This is a genomic window from Amycolatopsis sp. NPDC049252 (assembly GCF_043197175.1).
Lineage (GTDB): Bacteria > Actinomycetota > Actinomycetes > Mycobacteriales > Pseudonocardiaceae > Amycolatopsis.
On the sequence record NZ_JBICSQ010000075.1, the window covers coordinates 14,238 to 40,127 of the forward strand.

The 25,890-nt window shown below is 72.4% G+C and carries 29 protein-coding genes and 1 pseudogene; 14 read left to right on the plus strand and 16 right to left on the minus strand.

Features of this window, described 5'->3' with window-relative positions; genetic code table 11:
* The first annotated feature begins 22 nt into the window (after positions 1-22).
* The 3 genes from ACGFMK_RS40150 to ACGFMK_RS40160 all read left to right on the plus strand — a co-directional run bounded on the left by ACGFMK_RS40150 (position 23) and on the right by ACGFMK_RS40160 (position 2,123).
* Positions 23-361, plus strand: a complete 339-nt coding sequence (locus ACGFMK_RS40150; protein ID WP_392774591.1) for a hypothetical protein — start codon at positions 23-25, stop codon at positions 359-361.
* Complete coding sequence (locus ACGFMK_RS40155) at positions 358-1,482, plus strand: hypothetical protein (protein WP_392774593.1); 1,125 nt, start codon at positions 358-360, stop codon at positions 1,480-1,482. The genes ACGFMK_RS40150 and ACGFMK_RS40155 overlap by 4 nt, the downstream gene beginning before the upstream one ends.
* A 92-nt stretch (positions 1,483-1,574) precedes the next feature.
* Positions 1,575-2,123 carry a hypothetical protein gene (locus tag ACGFMK_RS40160; RefSeq protein ID WP_392774643.1) on the plus strand — a complete coding sequence of 183 codons (549 nt, stop codon included), beginning with the start codon at positions 1,575-1,577 and terminating at the stop codon, positions 2,121-2,123.
* A gap of 219 nt (positions 2,124-2,342) precedes the next feature.
* Here the strand turns inward: ACGFMK_RS40160 and ACGFMK_RS40165 are convergent, their stop codons facing one another.
* Entirely contained in the window at positions 2,343-2,648 is a 306-nt protein-coding gene (locus ACGFMK_RS40165; protein WP_392774595.1) for a hypothetical protein, read from the minus strand.
* Between the two features lie 286 nt (positions 2,649-2,934).
* On the opposite strand from ACGFMK_RS40165, the gene ACGFMK_RS40170 reads away from it, so the two are divergent.
* The 3 genes from ACGFMK_RS40170 (at position 2,935) to ACGFMK_RS40180 (ending at position 6,351) form a co-directional block, all read left to right on the plus strand.
* On the plus strand, positions 2,935-3,534 hold the full coding sequence (locus ACGFMK_RS40170) for a TetR/AcrR family transcriptional regulator (protein WP_392774597.1): 600 nt from the start codon (positions 2,935-2,937) through the stop codon (positions 3,532-3,534).
* On the plus strand, positions 3,531-5,087 hold the full coding sequence (locus ACGFMK_RS40175; RefSeq protein WP_392774599.1) for a carboxylesterase/lipase family protein: 1,557 nt from the start codon (positions 3,531-3,533) through the stop codon (positions 5,085-5,087). Before ACGFMK_RS40170 ends, ACGFMK_RS40175 begins: the two co-directional genes overlap by 4 nt.
* A 94-nt stretch (positions 5,088-5,181) precedes the next feature.
* Entirely contained in the window at positions 5,182-6,351 is a 1,170-nt protein-coding gene (locus ACGFMK_RS40180) for an LLM class flavin-dependent oxidoreductase (RefSeq protein WP_392774601.1), read from the plus strand.
* A 3-nt stretch (positions 6,352-6,354) separates the two neighbouring features.
* Here the strand turns inward: ACGFMK_RS40180 and ACGFMK_RS40185 are convergent, their stop codons facing one another.
* Complete coding sequence (locus ACGFMK_RS40185; RefSeq protein WP_392774602.1) at positions 6,355-6,798, minus strand: SRPBCC domain-containing protein; 444 nt, start codon at positions 6,796-6,798, stop codon at positions 6,355-6,357.
* Positions 6,799-6,878: 80 nt separating this feature from the next.
* Positions 6,879-7,652 carry an isocitrate lyase/phosphoenolpyruvate mutase family protein gene (locus ACGFMK_RS40190; RefSeq protein ID WP_392774604.1) on the minus strand — a complete coding sequence of 258 codons (774 nt, stop codon included), beginning with the start codon at positions 7,650-7,652 and terminating at the stop codon, positions 6,879-6,881.
* A 50-nt stretch (positions 7,653-7,702) separates the two neighbouring features.
* Here ACGFMK_RS40190 and ACGFMK_RS40195 point away from each other — a divergent pair, with 50 nt between their 5' ends.
* Positions 7,703-8,791, plus strand: coding sequence for a Dyp-type peroxidase (locus ACGFMK_RS40195; protein WP_392774606.1), 1,089 nt, complete (start codon positions 7,703-7,705; stop codon positions 8,789-8,791).
* Here the strand turns inward: ACGFMK_RS40195 and ACGFMK_RS40200 are convergent.
* Positions 8,772-9,869, minus strand: a complete 1,098-nt coding sequence (locus ACGFMK_RS40200; RefSeq protein ID WP_392774608.1) for a S1 family peptidase — start codon at positions 9,867-9,869, stop codon at positions 8,772-8,774. The genes ACGFMK_RS40195 and ACGFMK_RS40200 overlap by 20 nt on opposite strands.
* Before the next feature lie 668 nt (positions 9,870-10,537).
* Between ACGFMK_RS40200 and ACGFMK_RS40205 the strand changes: the two genes are divergently transcribed.
* The gene (locus tag ACGFMK_RS40205) at positions 10,538-11,521 is read left to right on the plus strand and encodes a DUF3592 domain-containing protein (protein ID WP_392774610.1); all 984 of its coding nucleotides are present in this window, start codon (positions 10,538-10,540) and stop codon (positions 11,519-11,521) included.
* Here the strand turns inward: ACGFMK_RS40205 and ACGFMK_RS40210 are convergent.
* Positions 11,518-12,123, minus strand: a complete 606-nt coding sequence (locus ACGFMK_RS40210; protein ID WP_392774612.1) for an LUD domain-containing protein — start codon at positions 12,121-12,123, stop codon at positions 11,518-11,520. The genes ACGFMK_RS40205 and ACGFMK_RS40210 overlap by 4 nt on opposite strands.
* 82 nt (positions 12,124-12,205) lie before the next feature.
* Between ACGFMK_RS40210 and sigJ the strand changes: the two are divergent.
* A pseudogene (sigJ, locus tag ACGFMK_RS40215) lies at positions 12,206-13,092 on the plus strand (RNA polymerase sigma factor SigJ).
* A 1-nt stretch (position 13,093) separates the two neighbouring features.
* On the opposite strand, the gene ACGFMK_RS40220 reads toward sigJ, so the two are convergent.
* On the minus strand, positions 13,094-13,810 hold the full coding sequence (locus ACGFMK_RS40220) for a transporter substrate-binding domain-containing protein (protein ID WP_392774614.1): 717 nt from the start codon (positions 13,808-13,810) through the stop codon (positions 13,094-13,096).
* 124 nt (positions 13,811-13,934) lie between these two features.
* On the opposite strand from ACGFMK_RS40220, the gene ACGFMK_RS40225 reads away from it, so the two are divergent.
* Positions 13,935-14,198: a GlsB/YeaQ/YmgE family stress response membrane protein gene (locus ACGFMK_RS40225; RefSeq protein ID WP_323326970.1), complete on the plus strand. Its 264-nt coding sequence runs from the start codon at positions 13,935-13,937 to the stop codon at positions 14,196-14,198.
* 46 nt (positions 14,199-14,244) lie between these two features.
* Positions 14,245-14,541: a hypothetical protein gene (locus ACGFMK_RS40230; protein WP_392774616.1), complete on the plus strand. Its 297-nt coding sequence runs from the start codon at positions 14,245-14,247 to the stop codon at positions 14,539-14,541.
* On the opposite strand, the gene ACGFMK_RS40235 is transcribed toward ACGFMK_RS40230, so the two are convergent.
* Complete coding sequence (locus ACGFMK_RS40235; RefSeq protein ID WP_392774618.1) at positions 14,538-14,666, minus strand: hypothetical protein; 129 nt, start codon at positions 14,664-14,666, stop codon at positions 14,538-14,540. The two genes, ACGFMK_RS40230 and ACGFMK_RS40235, sit on opposite strands and share 4 nt — an antisense overlap.
* Before the next feature lie 188 nt (positions 14,667-14,854).
* On the minus strand, positions 14,855-15,859 hold the full coding sequence (locus tag ACGFMK_RS40240) for a methyltransferase (protein ID WP_392774620.1): 1,005 nt from the start codon (positions 15,857-15,859) through the stop codon (positions 14,855-14,857).
* An 83-nt stretch (positions 15,860-15,942) separates the two neighbouring features.
* Here ACGFMK_RS40240 and ACGFMK_RS40245 point away from each other — a divergent pair, with 83 nt between their 5' ends.
* Both ACGFMK_RS40245 and ACGFMK_RS40250 read left to right on the plus strand, forming a co-directional pair.
* Positions 15,943-17,064 (plus strand): sensor histidine kinase, encoded by a 1,122-nt coding sequence (locus ACGFMK_RS40245; RefSeq protein WP_392774621.1) that lies wholly within the window; start codon positions 15,943-15,945, stop codon positions 17,062-17,064.
* Positions 17,065-17,083: 19 nt separating this feature from the next.
* The gene (locus ACGFMK_RS40250) at positions 17,084-17,758 is read left to right on the plus strand and encodes a response regulator (RefSeq protein ID WP_392774623.1); all 675 of its coding nucleotides are present in this window, start codon (positions 17,084-17,086) and stop codon (positions 17,756-17,758) included.
* On the opposite strand, the gene ACGFMK_RS40255 is transcribed toward ACGFMK_RS40250, so the two are convergent.
* The 8 genes from ACGFMK_RS40255 to ACGFMK_RS40290 form a co-directional block, all read right to left on the minus strand.
* The gene (locus ACGFMK_RS40255) at positions 17,742-18,563 is read right to left on the minus strand and encodes a CPBP family intramembrane glutamic endopeptidase (protein WP_392774625.1); all 822 of its coding nucleotides are present in this window, start codon (positions 18,561-18,563) and stop codon (positions 17,742-17,744) included. The two genes, ACGFMK_RS40250 and ACGFMK_RS40255, sit on opposite strands and share 17 nt — an antisense overlap.
* Positions 18,564-18,694: 131 nt before the next feature.
* Positions 18,695-19,921: an iron-containing alcohol dehydrogenase gene (locus ACGFMK_RS40260; RefSeq protein ID WP_392774627.1), complete on the minus strand. Its 1,227-nt coding sequence runs from the start codon at positions 19,919-19,921 to the stop codon at positions 18,695-18,697.
* A 10-nt stretch (positions 19,922-19,931) separates the two neighbouring features.
* Positions 19,932-20,690 (minus strand): SDR family NAD(P)-dependent oxidoreductase, encoded by a 759-nt coding sequence (locus tag ACGFMK_RS40265; protein ID WP_392774629.1) that lies wholly within the window; start codon positions 20,688-20,690, stop codon positions 19,932-19,934.
* Positions 20,687-21,619 (minus strand): 3-keto-5-aminohexanoate cleavage protein, encoded by a 933-nt coding sequence (locus tag ACGFMK_RS40270; protein WP_392774631.1) that lies wholly within the window; start codon positions 21,617-21,619, stop codon positions 20,687-20,689. The genes ACGFMK_RS40265 and ACGFMK_RS40270 overlap by 4 nt, the downstream gene beginning before the upstream one ends.
* Entirely contained in the window at positions 21,619-22,467 is an 849-nt protein-coding gene (locus ACGFMK_RS40275) for an LLM class flavin-dependent oxidoreductase (protein ID WP_392774633.1), read from the minus strand. The genes ACGFMK_RS40270 and ACGFMK_RS40275 overlap by 1 nt, the downstream gene beginning before the upstream one ends.
* Positions 22,464-23,234 (minus strand): HpcH/HpaI aldolase/citrate lyase family protein, encoded by a 771-nt coding sequence (locus ACGFMK_RS40280; protein WP_392774635.1) that lies wholly within the window; start codon positions 23,232-23,234, stop codon positions 22,464-22,466. The genes ACGFMK_RS40275 and ACGFMK_RS40280 overlap by 4 nt, the downstream gene beginning before the upstream one ends.
* Entirely contained in the window at positions 23,231-24,097 is an 867-nt protein-coding gene (locus ACGFMK_RS40285; RefSeq protein WP_392774637.1) for a hypothetical protein, read from the minus strand. Before ACGFMK_RS40285 ends, ACGFMK_RS40280 begins: the two co-directional genes overlap by 4 nt.
* 15 nt (positions 24,098-24,112) lie before the next feature.
* Positions 24,113-25,003 (minus strand): DUF6282 family protein, encoded by an 891-nt coding sequence (locus ACGFMK_RS40290; RefSeq protein WP_392774639.1) that lies wholly within the window; start codon positions 25,001-25,003, stop codon positions 24,113-24,115.
* Positions 25,004-25,443: 440 nt separating this feature from the next.
* On the opposite strand from ACGFMK_RS40290, the gene ACGFMK_RS40295 reads away from it, so the two are divergent.
* The coding region (locus ACGFMK_RS40295) for an MFS transporter (protein ID WP_392774641.1) at positions 25,444-25,890 on the plus strand (447 nt) is incomplete at its 3' end.

A 25,890-nucleotide genomic window follows, 5' to 3' on the forward strand; every position in this document is an offset into this window, starting at 1 on the left:
CCCGACCGAGAGAGCTCCCGCGATGCCAGAAGGAATCCAGACGAACATCGGCGCGATCTCCGCGTACGCCAAGCAGCTGCCGTTCTACGAGCAGGAAGCGGACAAGTTCGGCGCCAAGATCGACGCCGCCGACGTGACCGACGAGGCCTGGGGGCTCATCGGCTTGCTCGCGAAGCAGGGCTACACCGACCGCCTCGGCGAACTGCGTTCGCTGCTGACCGACCTGAAGGACGGCGTGGACGGGTTCACCACCAAGCTGACCAAGGCCGCGGAGATGTACCAAGGCATGGAAGACGCCGGCGTGGTCACGTTCGGCCGGTACGAGGCGGAGATCGACGCGGCCGGGGGGCAGGGCAAGTGACCGAGCACAAGAGCATCGCCGACGCGCTGGACGTCCAGCCCTACGACGAGAGCACGGGCGCGAACCTCGACCGCGCGGCCGGGTACGTGCCGGTGGCGGGCACGGCCTACAAGGCGGGCAAGTCCATCGGCGAGCACGCCCAGCAGGCGGCCCAGGCCGACAACGTCGGCGAGCTGGCCGCCGCGGGCGGCGCGCTGGTCGGCGACGGCGCGAAGTTCGTCGGGGCCGCGGCCGGCGACATGGTCACCTTCGCCATGGACCCGATCGGCTGGCTCGTCAGCCACGGCCTCAACATGCTGCTCGAGCTGGTCCAGCCGCTGCAGGACGCGCTGCACCAGGTCACCGGCGACGGCCCGGCCATCGGGCACGCGTCGGAGAACTTCGTCACCATCGCGCAGGGCTTCGTCGCGCTCGCCGAGGACTTCGAGAAGACCGGCGACACCGCGCTGGCCGAGTGGGTGGACGACGCCGGCAACGCCGCGAAGGCCGCGCTCGGCGACTTCTCCTCGGGCATCCGCGGGGTCGGCTCGGCCGCCGGTTCGGTGGCCGAGGTGCTGCAGATGTGGTCGATGGTCATGGTGGTCATCGAAGAGGTGATCAAGGGGATCATCACCGAGCTGGTGTCCTGGCTGATCACGCTCTGGCTGCCCGCGCTGGCCGCGTCGGTGATCAGCTTCGGCAGCTCGGTCGCCGCCGCGATGACCGCCTCGATCGCCAAGGCCGCCAGCGTCCTGAAGAAGGTCACCGGTTACCTGGGCAAGTTCGGCAAGCTGCTCGACACCTTCATCGAATTCATGGCGAAGTACTCGACGAAGCTCGTCGACTTCACCACGAAGCTGCGGATCGGCGTGATGCCCGGCCAGACCAAGTTCGGCTTCGGCGCGGCCGCCCAGGGCTTCCAGCCCAGCAACCGGGTGCTCACGACGATGTTCGGCGGCGCGGCCGGCGCCGGCCCGCTGCTGGCCGGCGCGGGCGTCAAGGCGGGCATCGGCGCGGCGAAGGGTGCCTTCGCCGAAGGCAAGGAAGCTGTCACGCCCGAGGGGGACGAACCGTGGTTCGACAAGAGCGAGATCGGCGGGGACCGGAGCCCGGAGGACACCCGCAAGGACCTCGACATCTAGACGAGCGGGCGGCCGCGTTCGGCGACCGCGTCGAGCGCTGGTCGGCCGACGCCCAGGTGCGTCCCGGGTTCCGGGAGCGCGTCGAGGCGCTGATGCGCGACCAGTGGCGTGAGCCGGTGATCGTGCTGCGCCTCGGGGACACCGACCTCGGGTTCGACGTGCCCGGCCGGCGCGAGGACGGCACGGTCGAGGGAACGCGGCGCGTCCGCCGGTTCTTCCGGACGATCCTGCGCGGCATCGGCCGAGCCGTGATGTCCGTCTTCCTGCTGGCCAACGGCGGTGCCGCGGGGCGTCCGTTCCAGCGGGAGGTCGCCGTGTCAGGCCCGGCGAACGCGATGGCGCTCGGCCTGGCCGACAGCCTGCGGTCGCTGCGGGGCCCGTGGATCGTGTTCTCCCCGGCGGGCGTCGCGGTGGTGGACACGGGCTCGACCTTCGTCGACCCGGCCGACGCGCCCCCGCCGCGGATCGTCTGGCAGGCGAGGGAACCGCAGGCCCCGGCGGTCAGGTTCGCCAAGCGGACGCTGACCTGGCCGGACGGTTCGGTGTTCCGGTTCTCGCTGCACGGTCGTGGGGAGGATCAGCACCTGCGGAAGTTCGTCGAGCCGCTGGGTGCCGTGCATTGGAACGGCCGCCCGGAGTAGCCGGGCGTTGTTCAGCGGGGGTGCGGCTCGTCGAACGGAGCGGCGCCGGGTGCTTCGGCGAGGATCGCGGTTCGGCGTTCCGGCTGCACGGCCGCGGCGAGGAGCAGCACTTGCGGAGGTTCGCCGAGCCGCTGGGCGTCATGCACCGGAACGGCGCCCGGAGTGGCTGTTCAGCGGGTTCGCCGCGGGGCGGTGCGGGTGCTCGGAGGACCGCGCGTCTCAGCGCGGCGCGGGTGCGGGTTCGCCGAAGGACACGGCGCCGCGGCGGTGGCGGGGGCCCAGCTCTTCGGTGAGGATCGCGTCCAGGTCGCGGGCGGCCCGGCGCAACGGCCGCCGCAGCGTCCACAGCACGCCCAGCGTCGCGAACGCGAGGATCACCACGGTGACGCCGAGGGCGGTGTCGGCGAGCAGCAGCACCGTCGCGGCGACGACCAGGACCGGCGAGATGCCGAACGTCGAGCGGCGGGCGTGCCGCGGGCGGTGGGCCCATGCCCGCAAGCCCGCCTGCCGGTGGTGCGTGGTCATCCGTCCTCCACCCTGCGCCTCCGACGGTCGCTACGCTGCGTCTCCGCCATTAGCTCCAAAGTGTCGCAGACGAGGGCGTTCGGATGATCAGTCCGGGACGTGGTGTACCCGAAAGACTGTGCCTGTCGCCCAGTAGGCGGTACATGCTCTGGCTCATTGCGCAATTAGACGACGTGCGTGTCGGGATTTTTCACCGGATCGGGTGATGGTCTACGGATTTCGCTCCGCACGACCGTCACTCTGAACAGGACTGTTTAAAAGCCGCCGTCACCGGCTACCACCCGGTGTGGCCCCCGAACGGAGCAGCGAGTCGGCCGTCCACACCGCGCGCCGGGCGCAGCTGGTGGACGCGGCGATCGGCGTGCTCGCCCGCGACGGGTACGCCGCCGCGTCCACCGTCCGGATCGCGCGGGCGGCCGGCGTCAGCCGCGGCGTGCTCACCTACCACTTCCGGGACCGGGCGGACCTGATCACCGAGGTCGTCCGGACGGTGTACGCGCTCGCCGGTGCCGAGCTGGGGCCTCGGGTCGTCGAAGCCGGGTCGCCGAGGGCGAGCCTGCTCGCCTTCATCGGCGGCAGCGTCGAGTTCTACGCCGCCTACCCGCGGCACCTCGCCGCGCTGAGCGCCGTCTTCTCCGCTCGGGAGCGCGACGGCACAGCGCACCACCGCACCGAGATGGACGACGTCGGCGCGCTGCTGCGCGCCGGCGTCGAAGCCGGCGAGTTCCGGGACTTCGACGTCGAGATCATGGCCGGCACGATCCGCGCCGCGCTCGACGCCGCCCTGGCCCGGGTCACCGCCGACCGCACGCCCGCCACCGCCGCGCGGGTACGGGACGAACTGGTCCGCACGTTCGACGCGGCCACCCGAAAGGAGACCGGATGACCGCCCTGACCCGGATCGCCGGCGCCCTGGCCGTGCTGCTGGTCGTGACGGCGTGCTCGAGCCCGGCACCGCAGGAGCCGTCGCTGACCGTCGGCACCACCGGCGGCCGGGTGCACGGCCTGGCCACCGCCTCGGCGCGGGAGTTCCTCGGCGTCCGGTACGCGCTCGCGCCGACGGGGGAGCGGCGCTGGAGCGCCCCGCAGCCCGCGACGGCCCAGGACGGCGTCGCCGACGCGACCCACCCGGGCGCCCGGTGCTCCCAGGGGACGCAGACCGCCGGGACGTCCGAGGACTGCCTGTTCCTCACCGTGACGACCCCGCGCGACCAGCGGCCGGGCGAGCGCCTGCCGGTCATGGTGTGGTGGCACGGCGGCGGGTACACCAGCGGTTCCGGTGCCGACTACGACGCCCAGCGCCTGGCCTCCCGCGGCCGTGTCGTCGTGGTGACCGTCAACTACCGCCTCGGCGTCTTCGGCTACCTCGGGCTGCCCGGCCTGGCCGGCTCGGGGAACTTCGGCTTCGCCGACCAGCTCGCCGCCACGAAGTGGGCGAAGGACAACGCCGCGGCCTTCGGCGGCGACCCGGGCAACCTCACCGTCTTCGGCGAGTCCGCGGGCGGCATGTCGGCGTGCGCGCTGCTGACGTCGCCGCGCGCCGCCGGGCTCGTCGAGCGCGTCGCGATCTCGTCCGGGTCCTGCTTCCTGAACTGGCCGGCGGGCGGCCTGTTCCCCGGTACTCCGGCGCAGACGCCCTACAAGTCGCTCGCCACCGACCAGGCCGACGGTGTCGCCGCCGCGAATCAGCTCGGCTGCACCGGCGCGGATGCCTTGCCGTGCCTGCGAAAGCTGCCCGTGGACAAGCTGCTGCCGCTGGACGCGGCGTTCTCCGACCACCTGGCCTACGGCACCGAACTGCTGCCGGAAAACCCGCCGGACGCGGTCCGCGCCGGCCGGATCGCCCGCGTCCCGGTGCTCTCGGGCGGCAACCACGACGAAGCCCGGTCGTTCCTGGGCGGCGCGGCGATGGCCGACCCGTCCGCGATCACCGAGGCGACCTACCCGGACCTCGTGCGGACGGCCTTCGGCGACCGGGCCACGGAAGTCCTTCAGCAGTACCCGCTCCAGCGCTATCCGACGGCCGTCGAGGCGTGGTCGACCGTGATCACCGACGCGGCGTGGAGCTGTCCCACCCTGGCGGGCAACCAGGCCCTCGCCCGCTCGACGAAGGTGTTCCCGTACGAGTTCGCCGAGACCCACGCGCCCAACGTCAGCCAGGTCACCGTGCCCGGCATGGCCCAGGGTGCCGCGCACGCCACCGACACGCCCTACCTGTTCGACCTCGGCGGCAAGAACCTGCTCGGCGACGCCGCGGAGGCCGGGCTCGGCGACCGGATGATCGACTACTGGAGCGGCTTCGCCCGTACCGGAACCCCGCCGGGTGGTGTCCCGGGGACCGCCACGTCGACGACGGTCCTGAGCCTGACCGCCGCCGGCAGTGCGCCCGCCGACACCGGATCCGACCACCACTGCGGGTTCTGGCGGCCGAAGCCGTAGGTATTGCGCCGAACGTGCGACCTGCGTAACGACCCGGTCGCTCTGCGGGACTGACTTCTCAGTGCTGCGAGGAGCCGACCGACGGAGGCCGTGGATGCAGATCGACCTGTTCAACGAGATCCAGAACCCCCGGCCGTGGCCCGAAGGCCACGAGCAGCTCAGGTTCCGCCAGGCGATCGACCAGGCCGTCCTCGCCGACGAACTGGGCTACGGGTGCTGGTGGCAGGTCGAGCACCACGGCGCGGGCGAGTTCAGCCTGTCGTCCGCGCCGGAGCTGATGCTGGCGGCCCTTTCCCAGCGCACCAGCCGGATCCGGCTCGGGCACTCCGCGGTGCTCGCGCCGGGCCGGTTCAACCACCCGATCCGCGTCGCCGAGCGCGCGGCGACGCTCGACCACCTCAGCGGCGGCCGCGTCGAGCTCGGGCTGACCCGCTCGACGATCCCGGAATGGCGCCTGTTCGGCATCGAGCCGGACGAGGCCCGCGCCCAGACGCAGGAAGCGTTCGAGATGGTGCCGCGGATGTGGACCTCCGACCGGTTCTCCCACGAGGGTGCCGCCTACCGCGTCGACGACGTCGCGATCGGGCCGAAACCGCTGCAGCGGCCCCATCCGCCGCTGTGGCAGGCCGCCGCGAGCCCGGCCTCGTTCGAGGAGGCCGGGCGCCGCGGCGTCGGGGTGCTGGGCACGACGATGTGGCAGTCGCTGGAACGCGCCGGCCGGCTGATCGAGCTGTACCGGGCGGCGGCCGGGCGGTGCACCGACCCGGTCGGCGCGTTCGTCAACGACCAGGTCGGGTTCTTCACCTTCGTCCACTGCGCGGACACCGACGAGGAGGCGATGCGCAACGGCGCCGCCGCCGCCGCGGCCTGGTACACCGTGACGGCGTTGACGTTCTTCGAGGCGGCGACCGAGTTCGTCCGCCTGAACGCCCGCCAGGAGGAACTCGTGGCCGCCCCGGACGGCGGCGGCCTCACGGGTGACTTCCTGCGCGGCGAGGCGCGGGACGAGCCGACCGAGGCGAACCTGCTGATCGCCCGGATCCTGCAGGGGGAAGCCGTCCCGGACGACGAGGTCTTCACGGTGCTGAGCGCGCAGGACTCGCTGATCGTCGGCAGCCCGGAGACCTGCCGCAAGAAGCTGCGGGCCTACGCCGACCTGGGCATCGACCGGATGATGTGCCTGCAGCAGATCGGCGGCATCCCGCACGACAAGGTGCTGAAGAGCATCCGGCTGATCGGCGAGCTGATCCCCGACCTGGCCTGAGTTTCAGGCGGCGGCGCCGAGGTCGTCGAGCACCGGCGGCAGGCCCTCGGCCAGCATCCGGCGGCGGACCCGCTGCAGAAGTCGGGACATGACCAGCCCGCCGGCACCGCGGAAACCGGTGTGCGAGTAGGTGAAGCGGGTGCCCGTACCGGTGTCCTCGAGGCGGTAGGTGACGAAGCTCGGTTCGTCGGTTTCCTTGTTGCGCCAGGTGAAGCGCAGCAAGGAGGGCGCGTCGGCGGCGAGGACCTCGCACCGGACGACGCCGTCCCACCCCGGGAAAGGCTTGCCGACGAACCGGAACCGCGTGCCGACCTCGGGGACGAACCCCTCGGGCCGGCCGCCCTGCCCGGTGGACGTCCACCGGGGCACCAGGGCCGGGTCGGTCAGCGCCCGCCACACGCGGTCACGGGGGTGCGGGTACTCCTGGACGATCTCGAACTCGCTCACGGTGGCGTCCTCTCGTTGTTTACAGTCACCGTATCACTTCAGTGACTGTAAACAACGAGAGGACGCGTCAGATGTCCGCGTCAGTTCAGCTTGCGGGTGTCGGCGGGCAGGCCGCCGCCGGCGTAGACGTCCTCGGCCAGCTTGGCCAGGGCCGTCAGCGCGACGTTCTGGCTCCACGGGCCGTACGAGACCCGGGAGACGCCGAGCTTCTGGGCGGTGGCCAGCGGGATCGAGCCGGGGATGCCGATCAGGTTGACCTTGCGCTCGCCCAGCGCCTCGACCAGGCGGCCGACCTGGGTCTCGTCGAGCTTGCCCGGGGCGAAGAAGTTGGACGCGCCCGCGTCGAGGTAGGCGCGGCCGCGGGTGATCGCCTCGTTCAGGGCCTCCTCCTGGTCGGCGATCTTGATGAAGGCGTCGGTGCGGGCGTTGAGGACGAAGTCGACGCCCGCCGACTGCGCGGCCGCGACGGCGGCTTCGACCGCCTTGACCGAGTCGGCGAGCGGCTTCATCTGGTCTTCGAGGTTGCAGCCGACCGCGCCGGCCTCGATGGCGCGGGCGACGGTGCCGCCTGGGTCGCCGTAGCCGGCCTCGAGGTCGGCGGTGACCGGCAGGTCGCCCGCGTTCCGCACGATCAGGGCGACCTCGGCGATCATCTCGTCGCGCGGGATCTTTTCGCCGTCCGGGTAGCCGCGGGAGGCGGCGATGCCGTGGCTCGGGGTGGCGAGGGCCTGGGTGCCCGCCGTCTCGGCGACGACCTTCGCGGTGATCGCGTCCCAGACGTTGACGACGAGCAGCAGTTCCGGAGCGGCGTGCAGCTCCTGCAGGCGCTTGGCCTTGTCGGCGGTGGAAGTCATGTCCCCAATCTAGGAGGCCGGGGCGCACCGGGCGAATGCTATCGTCGCGGATGCCTTCGAAAGCCGCCTCGCCGGGCGACCCCGACGAGATCGCCGGACCGCTCACCCGCGCCGCGACCTTCCTGCTCGTGCGGATCGACACCGGCGCCGAGGGCGTCGTCGCGGACTTCCTGCCGGACCTGCCCGGACTGCGGCGGTCCGTCGGGTTCCGGTCGCTCACCGGCGGCCTTTCGTGCCTCGTCGGCATCGGCTCGGCCGCGTGGGACCGGATCTACGGCGGCCCGCGCCCGGCCGAGCTCCACGAGCTGCCCGTGTTCAAGGGCGACCGCCACGAAAGCGTGACGACCGAGGCCGACCTGCTGTTCCACATCCGCGCCGACCGGATGGACCTGTGCTTCGAGCTGGAGACGCTGATCATGGCGCGGCTCGCCGGCGCGGTCACCGTCGTCGACGAGGTGCAGGGCTTCCGCTACTTCGACGCGCGCGACGTGCTGGGCTTCGTCGACGGCACCGAGAACCCGACCGGCAGCGCCGCGCGCGAAGCCGTGTACGTCGACGACGACGGCACGTTCGACGGCGGCAGTTACGTCGTCGTCCAGAAGTACCTGCACGACATGACGGCGTGGAACGCGCTGTCCACCGAGGAGCAGGAACGGGTGATCGGGCGGCGCAAACTGTCCGATGTGGAGCTTCCGGACGCGGAAAAGCCGGCCGACTCCCACATCGCGCTCAACGTCGTCACCGACGACGAGGGCAACGAGCTCGACATCGTGCGGGACAACATGCCCTTCGGCCGCCCGGCGTACGGCGAGTTCGGCACCTACTTCATCGGCTACGCGAAGTCGCCCGTGGTGATCGAGCGGATGCTGGAGAACATGTTCGTCGGGTCACCGCCCGGGAACCACGACCGCATCCTGGACTTCTCGACGCCCCACACCGGCGCGCTGTTCTACGTGCCGACGGCGGACTTCCTGGAGGATCCGCCCGAGGCGGCCCCAGCGGCGGATGAAGAGCCGGCCCCGGCGGAAGCAGTGCCGGAGCAGGCGGCCGAGCCCGACGACTCGCTCGGCATCGGCGACCTGCGGGAGACCGCCGATACCGCCGAGCCGTCAGCGGGTGTCAGCTGGTTTCGAGGGTGAGGCCGTAGCGGTCCAGCACCTCCTGCACGGGCTGGAAGAAGGTGACGCCGCCGCCCTCGCAGTCGCCGGACCCGCCGGACGTCATGCCCTGTGCCTGCACCAGCTTGGTGCCGGAACCGGCGGCGGGCCGGCTGACGAAGGAACCGCCCGAGTCGCCGGGTTCGGCGCAGGCGTCGGTCTGGGTGAGGCCGTACACGAGATTGCCGCCGCCGTAGTTCACGGCCTGGTCGAGCGCGATCACGCGGCCGCACTGCCAGTGGGTGGTGATGCCGGACCGGCAGATCCGGCCGCCGACCGGCACGACGTCCGTGCCGTCGATCCGCACGTCGGTGCCGCCGGAGTAGCGGTCCACCCGCGGCGGGGTCGAGACGGCGTCACTGGTCACCTTGACGGTGCCGTAGTCGTTGTCGGGGAACGAGGACCTCGCGACCTTGCCGATCGGGCCGCCGGCGCCGCTCACCGCGCCGCCGAGGTTCGTGCAGTGCCCCGCGGTGATGACGAAGCGGACGTCGTCGTCGTTGGAGGCGGTGAACCCGATGGAACACGCGCCGCCGCTGAAGTAGAGCCCCTGCCCGCCGACCGCGTCCCACAGCGGCCGCGGCGCGTGGGCGACGCGCTCCACCCGGACCGGGGCGCCGCCCGCGGTGGCCCAGGCGACGCCGGCGGGGTCGCCGCCCATGACGCTCACGACGACCTCGTTGGCCGGCGCGTCGACGTACCAGCCGGCGACCGAGGCGGGTACGCCGGCGGCTCTGCGGTCCAGCGTGGACTGGACGGTTTTCAGCTCGGACGCGCTGTGGCGCACCACTTTCGGCGTCGCGCCGGCGGCCCGGATCTGCGCCGAGCGGGCCGCGTCGGTCGTACCGACGACCAGCCCGCCCGTGGCGGTGTCCAGCCAGGACAGGCCGAAGGTGCTGCCCAGAGAACTGCCAAGCGAGTGCTGCGCGGCGGCCAGCGCGCCCGGGCCGGCGGCTTCGGTCATCGGTGTGGCGGCCGCGGAGGCCGGAGTCGCGAACGCGGTGGCGGCGGCCGCGGCGCCGACGATCGCGGCCACGGTGCGCAGGGGTCGGCGAATCACGAGAACCTCCCGGAGTTCCTGGTGCGAGAGCCGCATCCGTGAATCGACGCTACGGCAGTGATCCGAAGATCCGATAGCTGCCATTTGAGTAGCTCTCGCGATTCCCCTTTCCGGCTCAACGGAACCTGGTGCGGCGTCGCAAATCCTCACTCCTGTGAGTGGTCGACGCTGGTGGTGGCGCCCCGCCTGGTCGCTCGGTGCACGACAATCCGCGACGGTTTCCGCGGCATCCGTGCATGGTTTCTTTTCGGTCGATCGCCGGTTTCTCACCTGATCGGGGCGAAACCTGGGTTCGGTAGCAGCCGGCCCGGGGTTGGCTGGGCACGTCCCAGGGAACGGAGGTGGGTGCGGTGAACACGCAGGCCCGGCACGAACGTCTCGAGCGGTGGCGCGGGCACCCGGGAGTGCTCGGCGCCACCGTGTTCCGGCCGTCCCGGCGTTGGCGGGCAGCACCGTCGGCGGCGGGTGTCGGCTGCCGCCCGCCGTCGGGACCGCGGCCGACCTGGTGGTCCACCCACGACGAGCCGTGGGGTTTCCGGGGGTGGCTGTGTCCGCCGCTGGGTGATCCGCGGCAGCCGCGAAACCGACGTGAGCGGCGCGGAAGTAATGTTCGTTCCGGAACGGCCCGGGGGCGGGAAGCCGATCCCTTCGAGAACCCGGAGTACGTCATGACCAGGCTCGTCCGCGGGTTCCTGACCGGCGCCTTCATCGGGGTGACGCTGAGCGCCTTCGTCGTCGGCATCATCCTCGAGAACGTCCCGCTGATCCTCACCGCGGTGGGACTCCCGCTCGCCTACGGCCTGCTCCTGGTCGTCGCCGGGATGCCGCGGCGGGTGCGGGAAGCGGCGGTCGTGCCGCGCACGGCGCTCGCCAAGATCGAGAGCCTGCGCGCCGGCGGCACGGAGACCGGTGACGTGCCGGTCCGGTTCGACCTCACCGTCGCACCGCACGGCGAGCCGTCGTTCCGCACCGAGGTCCGCCTCGACGTCAACCTGGCCGACCTGCCGAGCTACCGCCCGGGCGACGTCCTGGTCGTCGCGTATCCACCGGACCGGCCGTGGAAGGCCCGGATCGTGACGCCCGACGCGGAGTGGGCGCGGCGGGCGGCCGGGGCCAACCTGGTCTCGGCGCCCGAGTCCACTGTGGTCCGGAAGCCGGTGGCGGGCTCGGGACACGGCTTTCTCGTCTTCCTCGCGATCCTGCTCGGCGCGGCCGCGGTCGTCCTGCTGTTCCGCGCCGAGCTGGTCACCCCGGCGCCGCCCGCGGAAGCCGCCGAGACCCCGGCGGTCACGTCCTCCTCGGGCTCGGCCACGGTCACCGTCGGCCCGGAGCAGTCCCTGGCGGACGCCGGTGAGCTGCGCCGGGCCATCGACGGCCTCGCGCCGCACGCAGACGTCTTCCAGGTGCTCACCCTGGTCGTCGAGGAACACCGCCTCTCGGTGGTGTTCGCGCCGACCGGCGTCCCGGCTCCGGCGTTCGACCTGCGCGCCCTGCCCGTCGACCGCGTCTCCGGCCTGGTGGCGAAGGCCCGGAGCACCACGGACGTCGGCACCCCGCAGACGTGGCAGGTCACCGCGGTCCCGGTCGCGGGCGCGGTGACCCTCCGCGTCGTGGTGACCGGCCCGGACGGCAGCACGTCGCTCGGCGGCTAGAAGCCGACGGCCTCGCGCAGCAACAGGACGGTGACCCGGCCGGGCGCCTCCGCGTTCAGCACGAGCAGGCGGTTGATCGCACTCGGGCGGCCGTAGACCGCTTGGGCGCGGGCACTTTCCAGTGGGAGGGCGTGCTCTTCGAGGCGGCGCAACGCCGTGGCCGTGTCCGGGACCACCTTCTGCGCCCCGACGATCCAGATCGCGCGGCCCGCGCCGCCGCCGTAGGCGGGAATCTGGCTGCCGCTGCCCGAGGCGACCACCACGGAACCGGTCTCGGTGACCGCCGCGACGCTGCCCACGACGAAGTCCGGTGTCGAGATCAGCCGCCGGATGTCGTCGGCCCGGGTGGCGCGGTCCAGCACCAGGATCCGCGGCTTGACGGCCTCGTACCGCCCGCCGTTGAGGTCCTCCTCGATCCCGGACAGCCGGGTCGTCTCGCTGGCCGAGGTGAACACGCTCGCGCCGTCCGGAACGAGCTCGCCGACCCGAGCGCGTGCGGCGGCGACGTCGTCGAGGATCTCGACGCCGAAGCCGTGCTCCTTCAGCGCGGTGGCCGCCCGCTCCAGGCTCGCCGCGGGGGCCGCGCCGGTGAACTCGCTCATGGTTCCTCCTGCCTGTCACACCGGGGCCGGTGCGTTCGTCAGAGGTTCGACCGAACGGCACCGTGGAATGTGAGGCGGCAGCGTGACCCGATCCGACCCGAGCCTGAGCGTGATCACGAGCGAACGGCGTCAGCTGACCAACCTCGCTTACCGGCTGCTGGGCTCCCTGACCGACGCCGAGGACGTCGTCCAGGAGACCTACGCCCGCTGGTACGCCCTGTCCGCGGCGGGGCGGGACGCGATCGAGTCACCCGGGGCCTGGCTGACGACGGTCGCGAGCCGGATCTGCCTCACTCAGCTCGGCTCGGCGCGGGCGCGGCGGGAGTCGTACGTGGGGGAGTGGATCCCGGAGCCGCTGCCCGGGCCTGCCGAGTGCGCCGACCCGGCCGACCGGGTCACCCTGGACGAGTCGGTCGACATGGCCTTCCTCGTGGTGCTCGAGGCGATGACCCCGGCCGAGCGGGTGGCGTTCGTCCTGCACGACGTCTACCGCTACCCGTTCGCCGAAGTGGCCGGGATCGTCGGCCGCACGACGGCGGCCTGCCGTCAGCTGGCCTCCTCGGCGCGCCGCCGGATCCAGGCGTCGCGGGCGCCCGTGGTGACCCCGACGGCCCGGCAGGCGGGCATCGTCCGGGACTTCAAGGCGGCCTGGGAGGCCCAGGACATCGCCGCCCTCGTCGGCCTGCTCGACCCGGCGTCACCGCGGCCGCCGACGGTGGCGGCCTGGTGAACGCCCGTCTCGAGCCGATGCGCGGCGGGGGAGCCGTGGCGCTGGCCTGCGTCCGGATCCTGGGTGCGCTGTCCGGCGCGACCTTGCGCGAGACCACGGTCAACGGCCGGCCCGGTCTGCTCACCCAGCGCGACGGCGTCGTCGAGACGGTGATCGCGTTCCACGTCGAAGGTGAGCGCATCAAGCACCTCTGGGCGGTGCGCAACCCCGAGAAGCTCCGCTCCTGGACGGCCGCCTGAGTCACCGAGCCGGGGGAGCGACCGCCGCGTCCGGCTGGTTCGCCCGGCGCAGCGACTCGGCGACGAAGCCGCTCGCCTTCAGCTCCTCGACGAGGTCGTGCAGGAACGCCACGGTCTCGGGGCGGCGGTCCTTCCCCGTGCCGACGGCCTGCTGGATCTCCATGAAGCGGCCGGGGATGACCCGGACGCCCGCGTGCGCGGCGGCGTAGGCGGCCATCGGCTGCCGGATGCCGGCCGCCGCCTCGAGGCCCTGCGTTTCGAACGCCGTGACGCCTTCGTCCCCGCGCACGACGGTGGCGTGCTTCAGGGTGCGGGAGAGGAACAGGTCGTAGGCGGAGCCCTGCTTGACGCCGATCCGGACGTCCGGCCGGTCGACGTCGTCCGGCGTGGTGAACGACGCGTCGCGCGGCACCACGTACACGCCTTCGATGACGACATACGGGGCGGTGAAAGCGACTTCGGCCGCGCGGGCCGGGTCGATCGCGAGGAAGCAGAGGTCGGCGGCGCCGGACGTCAGGGCCTCGAACGACTTCCGCGCGGCGTCGAAACAGGCGAACTCGACCGGGACGCCCAGCCGCGCGGCGACTTCGCGCGAGAGGTCGACGGTGACGCCGGTCGGCGCGTCCGGCGTGCCCTGCGCCAGGACGGCGTTGCCGAGGTTGATCGAGGCGCGCAGGACGCCGGTCGGGGCGAGGTCTTCGGTGATCGGCGTACCCATGATCACGACCCTAGCGGCGGCCCGAATGAGATCCAGGTCACGTCGACCTCGCTCGGCGCGCCGGCCCGGCGCCCGGCTGCCATCCTGTCCCGGCTGGGTGAAGCGTCGAGGAAAGGCGGAGGCCGTGGGCATCATCGGCTGGATCGTGCTGGGGCTCATCGCCGGCGTGATCGCGAAGATCCTCATGCCGGGCAAGGACCCCGGCGGGTGCATCATCACGATCCTGCTCGGCGTCGCCGGCGCGTTCGTCGGCGGCTGGGTCGGCAAGACGCTCTTCCACACCGAGCTGGGCACGTTCTTCGACCTGCGGACGTGGGGCCTGGCCATCCTCGGCTCGCTGATCCTGCTGGTCGGCTACCGCCTGATCACCGGCGGCCGCCGGGACTGACCGGAGCCGGCCGGAAATCGCGGTCCGGTGTGCGAGAGTGACCCGTGTGGACGAACGAACCGCGGAACGGCGTGAACCGGCCTCGGTGGCCGAGCTCGCGACGATGCGGGCCTGGACGGTCACCGTGGTGCGGAAGCGGTGGACCACCGCCGAGCGCACGGTCGAGGCGCACGGACGGCGCTGGGTGGTCGGGCTGACGCCGACCGCCGGCGGCGCGACCGCGCTGATGCTCTGGCACGACGACGTCGTGGTGGCCCACCGGCGTGGCCCGGAAGCCGCGCTCTGCCGTCTCGCGGTGCGCTGGGTGACGAACCTGCTCGCGGGCCGGCCCTGGGACGGCTAGAACGCCTCTTGGGCGAGCAGGCGGAACATCAGCCCGGCGACGAGGAGCACGAGGCCGAGCAGGAAGAGCACGCCGATCCCGAAGACCAGTCCGCCCGCGCCGAGGGTGATGCCGAGAACGACCACGAACCGCTCCTTCTCCGGGGGACGCGTCCCGCGTCCGGCCGAGGCGTGGCTACCCGGCCCCCGGCCCGGCAAAACGAAAGTCCCCCGACCGGGTGAAGACCATCGGCGGCAGGCGCATCTTTCCCCGTGAAAGTGACGTCCACGGGCCCCCGAGGCGGAGCTTTCCCCAGGAAAGATGCGTCACCCGGTCAGCGAGCCGGGGCGCATGCGATGAGGACCTGGCCCATCGGGGTCGTGTGGACGGCGGCCACGGTCAGCCCGGCTTCGGCCGCGAGGGCGGTGTAGTCGTCGAGGCCGCGCTCGCGGCCGCCGCACAGCACGAGCATCCGCAGGTCCATCTCCGCCCGGTCGGCGCCTTCGGTGCCGTGCTCCTGGGTGAGCAGCACCCGGCCGTCGCGCCCGGCCGCTTCGGCGCACCGGCGCAGGATCTTGGTCGCGTCCCGGTCGGCCCAGTCGTGCAGCACGCTGCTGAGCACGTAGACGTCGCCGCCGGACGGCAGCGGGTCGAAGAAGCTCTGGCCCGCGACGTCGCAGCGGTCGCCGAGGCCGCGGGCGGCCAGGTGGTCCCGGCCGCGTCGCACCGTTTCGGGGAGGTCGACGAGCGTGCCGCGTAGCCCGGGGTGCGCCGCCAGCACGGCGGCCAGCAGCTCGCCGGTACCGCCGCCGACGTCGACGACGTGCCGGGCGCCGGACCAGTCGTACCCGCCGGCCAGGTCGGCCGCGTAGTCCGTGCCGGCGGCCATGGTCGCGTCGAACGAGGCGCCCATCGCCGGGTTCGCGGCGAGGTACTCCCAGAACGGCGAGCCGAAGACCGTCTCCCAGGCGGGCCCGCCGGTGCGCAGCGTGTGCAGCAGGCCGGTGAACGCCAGGTCCATCCGCCCGCCGAAGCCCGCGAGGTCCAGGCCGGTCCGCATCCTGGCCGGGTGGTCGGAGCGCAGCAGCGACGCGAGCTCGTTCGTGCCGAACGTGCCGGGAGCCGGCTCGGTGAACACGCCGTGGCAGACGAGGTGCCGCAGCAGCCGGTCGAGGGCGTCGGGATCGGCTTCGCACCGGCGGGCCAGCTCGGCCACGGGGACCGGGCCGTCCGCGAGGTGGTCGGCCACGCCGAGACTGGCCGCCGCCCGGACGGCCAGCGGGGTGACCAGGTCGATCACCGGCGCCAGGCGCTGCCAGGCGGACGGGGTGCCGGTCATGCGCCCTCCTTCTGTCGTCGTCGGTGCCCACCTTTCCGGCCGGGGCCGCCGAAGGAAAGCCGGGCCTCGCTAGGCTCCCCGCCATGCCGAAGCTGGGGCGTCTGCGGAACCGGTGGGCGGGCGTCACCCTCGAGGTCCGGGACGGCGGGCTCGCCCTGGCCGTCACGGCCGCCGCGTTCGTGCCGGCGCTCGCGATGCTGGGGGCCCAGTTCGGCGACCTGCCGAGGCACGACGGTGGTTTCCCCGCGGTGCTGCTGGTGCTCGGGCAGACGCTCCCGCTGGCGGTACGCACCCGGTGGCCCGCGGCGGCGCTCGCGGTCAGCGGAATCTGTTTCGCAGCCCACGAAGTGCTCGCGTATCCGCCGTCGATCGGCAGTCTCGCCGTGTATTTCGCGCTCTATTCGGCTGGAGCGCACGAAGAACGGTGGCGCCGGGCGTTGCCCGCGTCGGCGTCGATCGGGTACGTCGTTTTCGCGGTTCTGCTGGCGTTGCGCGGATCCCCGTCGGACGTGCCGGTCTACGTCGTCTATTACGGGGTGCTGGTCCTGTTCTGGCTGCTGGGCTCCATGGTGCGGCAACGGCGGCGCCAGGAGGCCGAGCGGCGGCGGCTCACCGCCCGGGCCGCGGCGGCCGACGAGCGGGCCCGGCTCGCCCGCGAGCTGCACGACGTCGTGACCCACCACGTGACGGCCATGGTGGTGCAGGCCGACGCCGCCCGGTACCTGCCGGCCGAGCGGGTTCCCGAGGTGCTCAAGACCATCACCGGCTCGGGCCGCGACGCCCTCACCGAACTGCGGTTCCTGCTCGGGGTCCTCGAAGCCACCGGCGCGCGCAGGCCGGGCCTGGCCGCGCTGCGCGGCCTCGTCGAGCAGCCGGGCCGGGTGATCGACCTCGTCGAAGAGGGCGACCGCCCGGCGCTGCCGGCGGAAACCGAGCTCACCGCGTACCGGATCGTGCAGGAGGCGCTGACCAACGCGGCCAAGTACGCCGCCGGGCGTCCCGCGGCGGTGCGGGTCGGCTACCGCGGCGACCTCCTCGAAATCGAGGTGACCACCGAGGGCCCGGCGACCGAGGCCGGCGCGCTCGGCTCCGGGGGCCGCGGGCTGGGCGGGCTGCGCGACCGGGTCGACGCGCTCGGCGGCCGGTTCACCGCGGGCCCGTCGGGCGACCGGTTCCTCGTCAGAGCCGAAATTCCCCTGCAGTGATTCTCCTGAGGAGCGAAGGATGACCGACGACCCGATCCGGGTCCTGATCTGCGAGGACCAGGAGCTCATCCGCGCGGGGTACGTGACGGTGCTGGGCGCCCAGCCGGACCTCGAGGTGGTGGGCCAGGCCGGGAACGGCCACGAGGCGCTCGCCGAGGTCGGGCGGCTGCGCCCGGACGTCGTCGTGATGGACATCCAGATGCCGCTGCTGGACGGGATCGAGGTGACCCGCCGCGTCGCCGGCCCCGGCGCCGAGAACCCGGCGAAGGTCCTGGTCGTCACCACGTTCAACGTCGACCAGTACGTCTACGACGCGCTGCGGGCCGGGGCGAGCGGGTTCCTGCTCAAGGACGCGCCCCTGGACGAGCTGGTCGAGGGCGTCCGCACGATCGCGCGCGGCGAGTCGCTGCTCGCGCCGGCGGTGACCCGGACGCTGATCGGCCGGTACGCCGACCGGATCCGCCCGGCTGCTCCCGCCGACGGTCCCTTGGAAGGGCTCGCGCGACGGGAGCTGGAGGTGCTGAAGCTGATCGCCGGCGGCCTGTCGAACGCGGAGATCGCGGCCGAGCTGGTGCTCAGCGTGGAGACGGTGAAGACGTACGTCTCCCGGATCCTGACCAAGCTCGACCTGCGGGACCGGGTGCAGGCCGTGGTGCTGGCCTACCGGAGCGGGCTGGTCAGCGCCGGGAGATGAGCTTGGCGCGGCGGAGCAGCAGCGCCGTCACCGCCAGGCAGCACAGGAGCGCGAACAGGCCGGCCTCCGGGCCGAAGGAGCCGCCGGTGAGCGCGTCCGGTCCGGAAAGGACGGTGCGCAGCAGGCCGGGTTCGCTCTCGGCGCCGGAGACCGCGGTCCCGAACACGCCGCCCTGCAGCCAGTTCCAGGCGAAGTGCAGGCCGATCGGCACCCACAGCGACCGCGTGGCGGTGTAGGCGACGGCCAGCATCGTGCCGCCCTCGACGGCGATGGCCAGGGTGCCCCAGAGCGTGGCGTTGCCGTTGATCAGGTGCGTCAGGCCGAACAGCAGCGACGAGACGACGATGGCGATGACGCTGCCGACGCGCTGTTCGAGGATGCGGTGGAGCACGCCGCGGAACAGCAGTTCCTCGGTCACCGCAACGGAAGCCATCGAACCGGCGACACCCAGGCAGGCCCAGAACGAGCCGCCGCTGATGTCGGCGTGGGTGAACACGATCGAGAGCAGCATGGTCGCGACGAACGCGGCGCCGCCGATGAGCGCACCGCGGCCGAGGCCGCCCCAGCGTCCGGTAGTGGCCAGTTCCGTGATGTCGTCCCGGTTTTCGACCCGCCGGGTCACCCACTTGTAGGCGACGATCGCCCCGGCGGCCGCCCCGACCCCGACCAGCAGGCGCAGGATCGGCACGCCCGACACGAGCGCGTCCAGCCCGCGGGCCGCGACCAGCAGCACGGCGGTGGCGACGAGCAGGACGGGGAACCGGAAGCGCTGCAGCCGGGGCTTCCGCTCGGTGGGGGTGGTCATCGGGGTTCCTCTCGCCGGGCTTCCTTGTGGAGTACGGCGAGATTACGAGCGCGGCGGGCGGTGCCACATCACTCCGTGACGGACAGCCGGTGTAGCTCCTCAGGGGGACAGGACGGCTGTGACCTGCGATTTCACGCCGCGCTCCGGTCGTCGAGGGCGCCGGCGTGCGCGCGCTGGAGGATGTCGAGCAGCAGCTCCCCGCTCGGCTCGACCGGCGCGATCGCCAGCAGCCGCGCCGATTTCAGGGCCAGCTCGGCGATCTGCGGCAGCTGGTCGCGCCCGATGCCGATCTCGGCGAGCGTCGCCGGCACGCCGATCGTCCGGTTGATCCCGGCGACGCGGGCGACCGTCCGCCCGGCCGAGGCGTCGCGCTCCGGGATCCCTTCCACCGCGGCGCCGAGCCGCGCGATCCGGTGGGCTACGTCGGGTTCGGTGCGGAGGACGTCGAGCACGTACGGGAGCAGCAGCCCGGTGCCGAGCCCGTGCGGGGTCTTGGTCAGCGCGCCGATCGGGTACTGGATCGCGTGGCACAGGTGCGTCCCCGTCGAGCCGAACGCGATCCCGGCCAGCAGCGCGCCCAGCGCGACCTCACGCCGGGCGTCCCGATCGGCCGGTGACCGGACGGCCGCGGGCAGCCACGGCCCCAGCTTTTCCGCTGCTTGCAAGGCGATCGGCTCGGTGAGGGCGTTGCGCCCGGTGAACACCGGGAGCGGCGCGGACCAGCCGGGCGGCAGCGGCCGGGCGGTGTACGACTCGGCCGCGTGCACGAGCGCGTCGATGCCGGAGAACGCCGTGACGCTCGCCGGCGCGCCCAGGGTCAGCTCCGGGTCGACGACCGCGGCGGCCGGCACGAGGAACGGGCTGGAGATGCCGACCTTGAGCTCGCGGTCCGGGTCGGACACCACGGCCACCGGCGTCACCTCCGACCCGGTGCCCGCCGTCGTCGGCACTGCGACGACGGGGACCACCGGGCCCGGCACGAGGTTCTCGCCGTAGAACCGGGCGAGCGGGCCGTCGTGCACGGTGAGCAGCGCGATCAGCTTGGCCGCGTCGAGCGCGCTGCCGCCGCCGATCGCGAGGACGACCTCGGTCCCGTGGTCCCGCGCGACGGCGGCGCCCGCGGTCAGCGTGCCGACGGGCAGCTCCGGGGTGATGGCGGAGTACGTCCGCACCTCGAGCCCGGCCGTGGTCAGGGCGCCGAGGATGGCGGCGAAGTGCGGGGTGGTTTCGAGGAACGGGTCGACGACGGCGAGCACCCGCGTGCCGTGCCCGGCCACGACCTCGGGCAGCTGGGCGCGGGCGCCGTACCCGAAGTGCACCCGCGCCGGCAGCCGCAGGGTTCCGGGCAAGTCAGGCAAGTCAGGCAGGTCAGGCAAGGAACCCGCCGTCCACCGGGAGGACGACACCGCTGAGGTGGCTCGCCCGGTCGCTGAGCAGGAACGACGCCGTGGCGCCGGCCTCGGCCCCGGTGCCCGCCTTGCGCAACGGCGTCGCGGCGATCCGGGCCTCCACCCCGCCGGGGATGGTGCGGCGCAGCTCGTCCAGCATCGGAGACTCGGTCGGGCCCGGGGCGATCACGTTCACGCGGATCCCGAGCGGGCCGAAGTCGTGCGCCGCGGTGCGGGTCAAGCCGATGACCGCGTGCTTGCTGGCCTGGTAGGCGCCCATGCCCGAGCTGCCGCGCAGGCCGCCGATGCTGCTCACGTTGACGATCGCGCCGAAGCCCTGCGCCTCCATCACCCGCACCTCTTCGCGCAGGCACAGCCAGGTGCCCTTGACGTTCACCGCCATGATCCGGTCGAAGTCCGCTTCGGTCACCGTGTCGAGCCGGCCGCCCTGGCCCATCGCGGCGTTGTTGTAAGCCCCGTCGAGGCGGCCGAACTTGGCGACCGTCGCGTCGACGAAGGCGGCGACGCTCGCCGCGTCCGCGACATCACCGGTCGTGTACGCGACGTCGTGGCCGGCCGCGTCGAGGGTTTTCGCCAGCGCCGCAAGCGGTTCTTCGGTGCGGGCGACGAGCATCACCGACGCGCCGTCTTCGGCGAAGACGCGCGCGGCCTCGGCGCCGATGCCCGAGCTGGCGCCGACGACGAGGACGACCTTGCCCGCGAGCAGGGGGGTGTTCATGAATTCTCCTTGGTGGTGGCGCCGCGGAGCGCGAGCATCGCCCGCGCCTCGTCCGGGGTGGCGATCTGCTTGCCCATGTCCTCGACGACGGCGCGGATCTTCCGCACCTGCTGGGCGTTGCTCTCCGCGAGCTCGCCCTTGCCGATCCAGAGGCTGTCCTCGAGACCGACCCGCACGTGCCCGCCGAGCCACGCGCTGTGCGTGCCGAACGCCAGCTGGTCACGCCCGGCCGCGAACGCCGAGAACTGGTAGTCGTCGCCGAAGAGCTTGTCGGCGATCCGCACCATGTGCTCCAGGTTCGCGTGGTCGGCGCCGATCCCGCCGAGGACGCCGAACACACCCTGGATCAGCAGGGGCGGCTTCGCCAGGCCCTTCTCGGCGAAGTGGGCGAGCGAGTACAGGTGCCCGATGTCGTAACACTCGTACTCGAACCGGGTGCCGGCCGCGCCGAGCGTGCGCAGGGTGTGCTCGATCTTGTCAAAGGTGTTCACGAACGGGTGGGAGTAGGTGTTGAGGACGTACGGCTTCTCCCAGTCGTGCTTCCACTCGGTGACCTTGTCGGCGATGCCCGAGTAGACGAAGTTCATCGACCCCATGTTCAGCGACGCGAGCTCCGGCCGCACGTGGTGGGCCGCCGCGAGCCGCTGGTCCATGGACATCGACGAAGCGCCGCCGGTGGTGATGTTGATGACGGCGTCGGTCTCCGCCGTGATCGGCTCGAGGATCTCGTCGAAGACCTCCGGCTCGAACGCGGGCCGCCCGTCGGGGTGCCGGGCGTGCAGGTGCACGACGGCGGACCCGGCGGCGATCGCCTCGAGCGCCGCCTTGCTGACCTCGGCGGCGGACAACGGCAGGTAGGGGCTCTGGGACGGGATGTTCACCGATCCCGTGATCGCGGTGGTGATGATGACTTTTTCCGCTGCCCGCATCAGTTCTCCTCTTCGGCGAGTGCTCGGTAAGCGTCGAGCTTGGCGTCGTCCAGCGGGCCGACCAGGCTGACGGCGACCTGGGTCGCGCCCGCGTCGTACTGCTGCCGCAGCGACTCGCGCACCTGGTCCGGGGTGCCGTGGGCGACAAGCGCGTCGAGCAGCCGGTTGGACCCCGGTGGCGTGAGGTCGGCGTCGGTGAACCCGAGCCGCGTCAGCTTGGCGAGCTGGTGCGGCAGGGTCAGGTAGTAGGCGAGCCGCTCGCGGGCGACGTCCCGGGCCGCCGCCCGGGACCGGCCCACGACCGCCCACTGGACGACCGACAGGAACAGGTCCGGCCCGATCGTCTCGCGCGCCCAGCGGGTGTGCTCGGGCGTGACGAGGAACGTGAGCAGGCCGTCGGCCCGTTCGGCGGCCAGGCGGGTGATGCCTTCCGAGTACGCGCCGAGCACCCGCGGCACCCGGGCGTCGCCGAGTGTCTTGTCGACCCCGTCGAGGTAGCCGCGGAGGAACGGCAGCGGTCCGACCCCGCGTTCGCGGACCGCCCCGCTCACCCCGAGCCCCAGCACGTACCGGCCGGGATAACCGCCGGCGAGGTCCCGCGCCGCCGACGCCGCCGACTTCGGCACGCGTTCGAGCGCGCGGGCGACCCCGTTGCCGACGATCAGCCGTTCCGTGGACTGCAGCACCAGGGCCGCGGTCGTGAACGCCTCACGCCCGGCGACCTCGGGGATCCAGACCATCCGGTGCCCGGCTTCTTCGAGCCCGCGCACGAACCGGACCACGCCGTCGTGGTCGAGATCGTCGAGTTCCGCGATCGACAACGCGTTGCGCGGCAACAAGAGCGTCATCCGTCGGCTTCCCGGAACGCCTTCACCAGATTCCGCGCGGCGTCCGCCAGCATCGTCGTGTCGTTGCTGAGCAGGACGAAGTCGCAGCCGTCGCGCACCGCCTGCGCGGCCCGCTCGGGCACCCCGCCGAACGCGAGCCCGCAGCGCTTGCCCGCCGCGTGCGCGGCCTCGATCGCCGAGCGGATCAGGTCGAGCACGTCGGGGGAGGCCGGGGTGGACCCCATCGACATCGACAGGTCCGCGGCGCCGACGAACACCGCGTCCACGGTGTCCAGGGCCAGGATCTCCGGCGCGGCCTTGATCGCTTCGACGCTTTCCAGCTGCGGGATGCAGAGGACGTCGTCGTTGCCGGTGGCGAGGTACTCGGCGGTCGGCCGCAGGCCCCACGCCCCGGCGCGGCTGGTGCCGCCGGCACCGCGGACGCCGTGGGGCGGGAACCGGCACGCGCGCCCGACGGCGGCCGCCTGCTCCACCGTGTCGACGTGCGGCACGAGGATGCCCATGGCGCCCGCGTCGAGGATCTTCTGGATGGTCGACGCCGTCGTGTCCGGCACCCGCACGATCGGCACCACGCCCAGCGCGGCGGCCGAGCTGATCAGCCGGTACGCGGTCTGCAGGTCGAGTGGCGCGTGCTCCAGGTCGATCACGACGAAGTCGAACCCGGCGTACGCCATGATCTCGACTGGCTCGCCCGAGGCGATCTTCAGCCAGGTGCCCAGGGGAGTGGCCGGGCGGTCGAACAGCCCGGCCCCGGTGCGCCCGCTCACGGCATCGGGTAGTCGTCGGCGTTCAGGACCCACCCCGGTTTCTCCGAGAAGTCCACCCGCGGCGGGCTGAAGATGTCGATCAGCTGGTTGACACCCGGGTCGCTCGCCTCGGAGGTGTGCACGGTGGGCGGCGGGATGACGGTGACGGACGGGCTGCCGATCCGCACGTGCTCGTCTTCGCGCCAGGTGGTGCGGTCGTTGAGCCAGGGCGTGCGGATGTGGTGGACGTACTCTCCCTGCACGGCAAGGGAAAGCTGCTCGAAGTCGTCGTGGTGGTGCGGCGAGAGCTTGTGCGGGTCGCGCGGGCCGTCCTGCTCGGGCAGGAAGTTCACCATGAACGCCCGGGTGCGGAAGATGCGCCCGAACCGCTTCGGGTCCTGCGGGATCTCCGACAACGGGTAGAACCGGACGCGGTGGCCGCCGGCCGGTTCCGGCCACCGCCGCAGGAGCGTGACCCGCGGGTGGTTTTCGGCGTAGGCGGCGGCGTTGGCCGGCCGGTCACGCCAGTCGCGTTCGGTCGCCTCGACCAGACGGACGAGCGGCCCGTCACCCTCGACGCTGATCCGGGACGCGCCGGGCGGGGCGACGACGAGCCCGGGTTCGGCGATCCGGGTGGCGCCGTCGTCGGTGAAGAGGGTGAACGCGGGGGAGGCGCCGGTCACGACGATCGCGAGCTCGCCCTCCAGGTACCCGTTGTCGAGGTCGTCACCGGAGTGCGCCTCGGTGTGGATCAGGATGACGTTATGCGCGCGCACGACCTCGTTTTCGTGCAGGTCGAGGTACTGCGCGGCGGTGATCGCGGCGCCGTTGTCCGGTCGCGCCGCGGTCGCCAGTGCGGACCGGGGATCGTCCTTTTCGTACACGGGGAGTCCTTTCGCTCAGGCGTCGAGGTCGAGCAGGTAGGCCGGGTTGTCGCGGACCATGCGCCGCAGGTCCTTCTCCGGCAGGCCGAGGTCGAGCAGCGCCTCGCCGACGCGCATCCACGCGTCCACCGGCTTGGGGTTGGCCTTCTGGCCGAAGTCCGAAGCCAGCACGATGTGCTCCGGTCCGAGCGTCTCGACCCAGGTCAGCAACTGCTTCGGGTCCCATTTCTGGGTGCCCTCGGGGTCGTACATGCCGACCTCGTGCTCGACGAACGCGCCGAGCTCGATCAGCTCTCGGCACAGCTCCGGGTCGGCGCCGATCACGAAGTCGGGGTGGCTGACCACCATCCGCTTCATCCCGCGTTCCTTCGCCGCGGTGAAGAGCGTCTTGATGTACTCGGGGTACATGTGCCCGCCGTTGAGCACGGCGCCCTGGTCCTTGATCTCGTCGAGGATCTCGATCGTCGCGGGCTTGAGCTCGCCGCTCTCGTCGACGATGTCGATGCGCTCCAGCGTCAACGGCACGGTCGTGGTCGGGAAGGCGCCGTCCTCGGGGTGGCAGTCGATGTGCCGTCCGGAGGAGATCGTCGGGAACCAGACGACCTTGCCGCCCATGCGCAGGCACATGCGCACGGCGTGCACGTTGAGCCCGCCGACGGTGCTGTTGAGCGCGATGCCGCCGTAGACCTGGGCGGCGACGCCTTCGAGGCGCCCCTTCATCGCGAGGACGTCCATCTGGGTGTTGTGGTGGTGGGACTTCGCGACCATCGCGCGCATCCCGATCCGGGCCCCGTCCTGCGCGGCCTCGACGTGGTCGAACCGGCGGGGGAACGGACTGGGCCCGGAGTGGACGTGCATGTCGACCAGGCCGTCCAGGACGGAGGTGATGGCGGGACGCTGGCTCATGAGGTCGCCCTTCGTTCGCATTGTGAATTCGAAGTTCACTATAAGACCGCGTGTCAACCCTGGGGGCGCTCGGCCTCGGCGCCCTCCTGAGGCCCTCTTCCCGGGGTGGGCGAGGTCGGTTCGGCGAGCGCCGGGAAGGTTCGCAGGTCGACGGCCGGACGCGGCGGTCGTCGGAGCCATGGGCTCGCAGGTCATACGGGGCTGGTGAGTCACCCGGAACGAGCGTGCCGCGCTCGTCGCGGGGCGTCCGCGGGCGACCGGGCTTCGTGACCGGAGCGCAGCCGAGAGGGCTGGGTCGCAGAACGTTTCCAGGCCGCTCTTGTGCATCGCGGGACACATGCTTACGGTGTCATACGTTCACTTCGTGAACACGCAGTTCGGATTGTACGGGTCGTCGCGATGCGTGAGCTGCGGATAGCCAGAGCCCTCGGAGGACGACGATGTCCACACCGCCCCCCGCCGTGGAGCCGCAGACGCCGGCTCGTCCCCGCGTCCCGCACGGCCCGGACAGCGCCAAGGTGCGCGCCGCCGTCCGCGGCGGAACCCTCGCCTACTTCGTCGACCAGTTCGACATCTACCTGCCGATCGTGGTGCTCGCGCCGGCGACGGCGTACTTCCAGGCGGCCAACCTCAGCGCGAGCACGACGGCGCTGCTGGCGTCGCTCGTGTTCGCGTCCACGCTCATCGGCCGCCCGCTCGGTGCGATCATCTTCGGGCACTTCGCCGACACCGTCGGCCGCAAGCGCACCACCCTGGTCGCGGTCGGCGGCTTCGGTGTCATCACGCTGCTGACCGCGTGCCTGCCCGGTCACGAGACGATCGGGGTGTGGTCGGTCGGCCTGCTCATCGGCCTGCGGTTCGTCGACGGGATCTTCCTCGGCGGCGAG

Coding starts and splice junctions, on each gene's coding strand:
- ACGFMK_RS40150 (WP_392774591.1), top strand. CDS start 23: ATGCCAGAAGGAATCCAGACGAACATCGGCGCGATCTCCGCGTACGCC.
- ACGFMK_RS40160 (WP_392774643.1), top strand. CDS start 1,575: ATGCGCGACCAGTGGCGTGAGCCGGTGATCGTGCTGCGCCTCGGGGAC.
- ACGFMK_RS40165 (WP_392774595.1), bottom strand. CDS start 2,648: ATGACCACGCACCACCGGCAGGCGGGCTTGCGGGCATGGGCCCACCGC.
- ACGFMK_RS40175 (WP_392774599.1), top strand. CDS start 3,531: ATGACCGCCCTGACCCGGATCGCCGGCGCCCTGGCCGTGCTGCTGGTC.
- ACGFMK_RS40180 (WP_392774601.1), top strand. CDS start 5,182: ATGCAGATCGACCTGTTCAACGAGATCCAGAACCCCCGGCCGTGGCCC.
- ACGFMK_RS40190 (WP_392774604.1), bottom strand. CDS start 7,652: ATGACTTCCACCGCCGACAAGGCCAAGCGCCTGCAGGAGCTGCACGCC.
- ACGFMK_RS40195 (WP_392774606.1), top strand. CDS start 7,703: ATGCCTTCGAAAGCCGCCTCGCCGGGCGACCCCGACGAGATCGCCGGA.
- ACGFMK_RS40205 (WP_392774610.1), top strand. CDS start 10,538: ATGACCAGGCTCGTCCGCGGGTTCCTGACCGGCGCCTTCATCGGGGTG.
- ACGFMK_RS40210 (WP_392774612.1), bottom strand. CDS start 12,123: ATGAGCGAGTTCACCGGCGCGGCCCCCGCGGCGAGCCTGGAGCGGGCG.
- ACGFMK_RS40220 (WP_392774614.1), bottom strand. CDS start 13,810: ATGGGTACGCCGATCACCGAAGACCTCGCCCCGACCGGCGTCCTGCGC.
- ACGFMK_RS40240 (WP_392774620.1), bottom strand. CDS start 15,859: ATGACCGGCACCCCGTCCGCCTGGCAGCGCCTGGCGCCGGTGATCGAC.
- ACGFMK_RS40245 (WP_392774621.1), top strand. CDS start 15,943: ATGCCGAAGCTGGGGCGTCTGCGGAACCGGTGGGCGGGCGTCACCCTC.
- ACGFMK_RS40250 (WP_392774623.1), top strand. CDS start 17,084: ATGACCGACGACCCGATCCGGGTCCTGATCTGCGAGGACCAGGAGCTC.
- ACGFMK_RS40255 (WP_392774625.1), bottom strand. CDS start 18,563: ATGACCACCCCCACCGAGCGGAAGCCCCGGCTGCAGCGCTTCCGGTTC.
- ACGFMK_RS40265 (WP_392774629.1), bottom strand. CDS start 20,690: ATGAACACCCCCCTGCTCGCGGGCAAGGTCGTCCTCGTCGTCGGCGCC.
- ACGFMK_RS40270 (WP_392774631.1), bottom strand. CDS start 21,619: ATGCGGGCAGCGGAAAAAGTCATCATCACCACCGCGATCACGGGATCG.
- ACGFMK_RS40275 (WP_392774633.1), bottom strand. CDS start 22,467: ATGACGCTCTTGTTGCCGCGCAACGCGTTGTCGATCGCGGAACTCGAC.
- ACGFMK_RS40290 (WP_392774639.1), bottom strand. CDS start 25,003: ATGAGCCAGCGTCCCGCCATCACCTCCGTCCTGGACGGCCTGGTCGAC.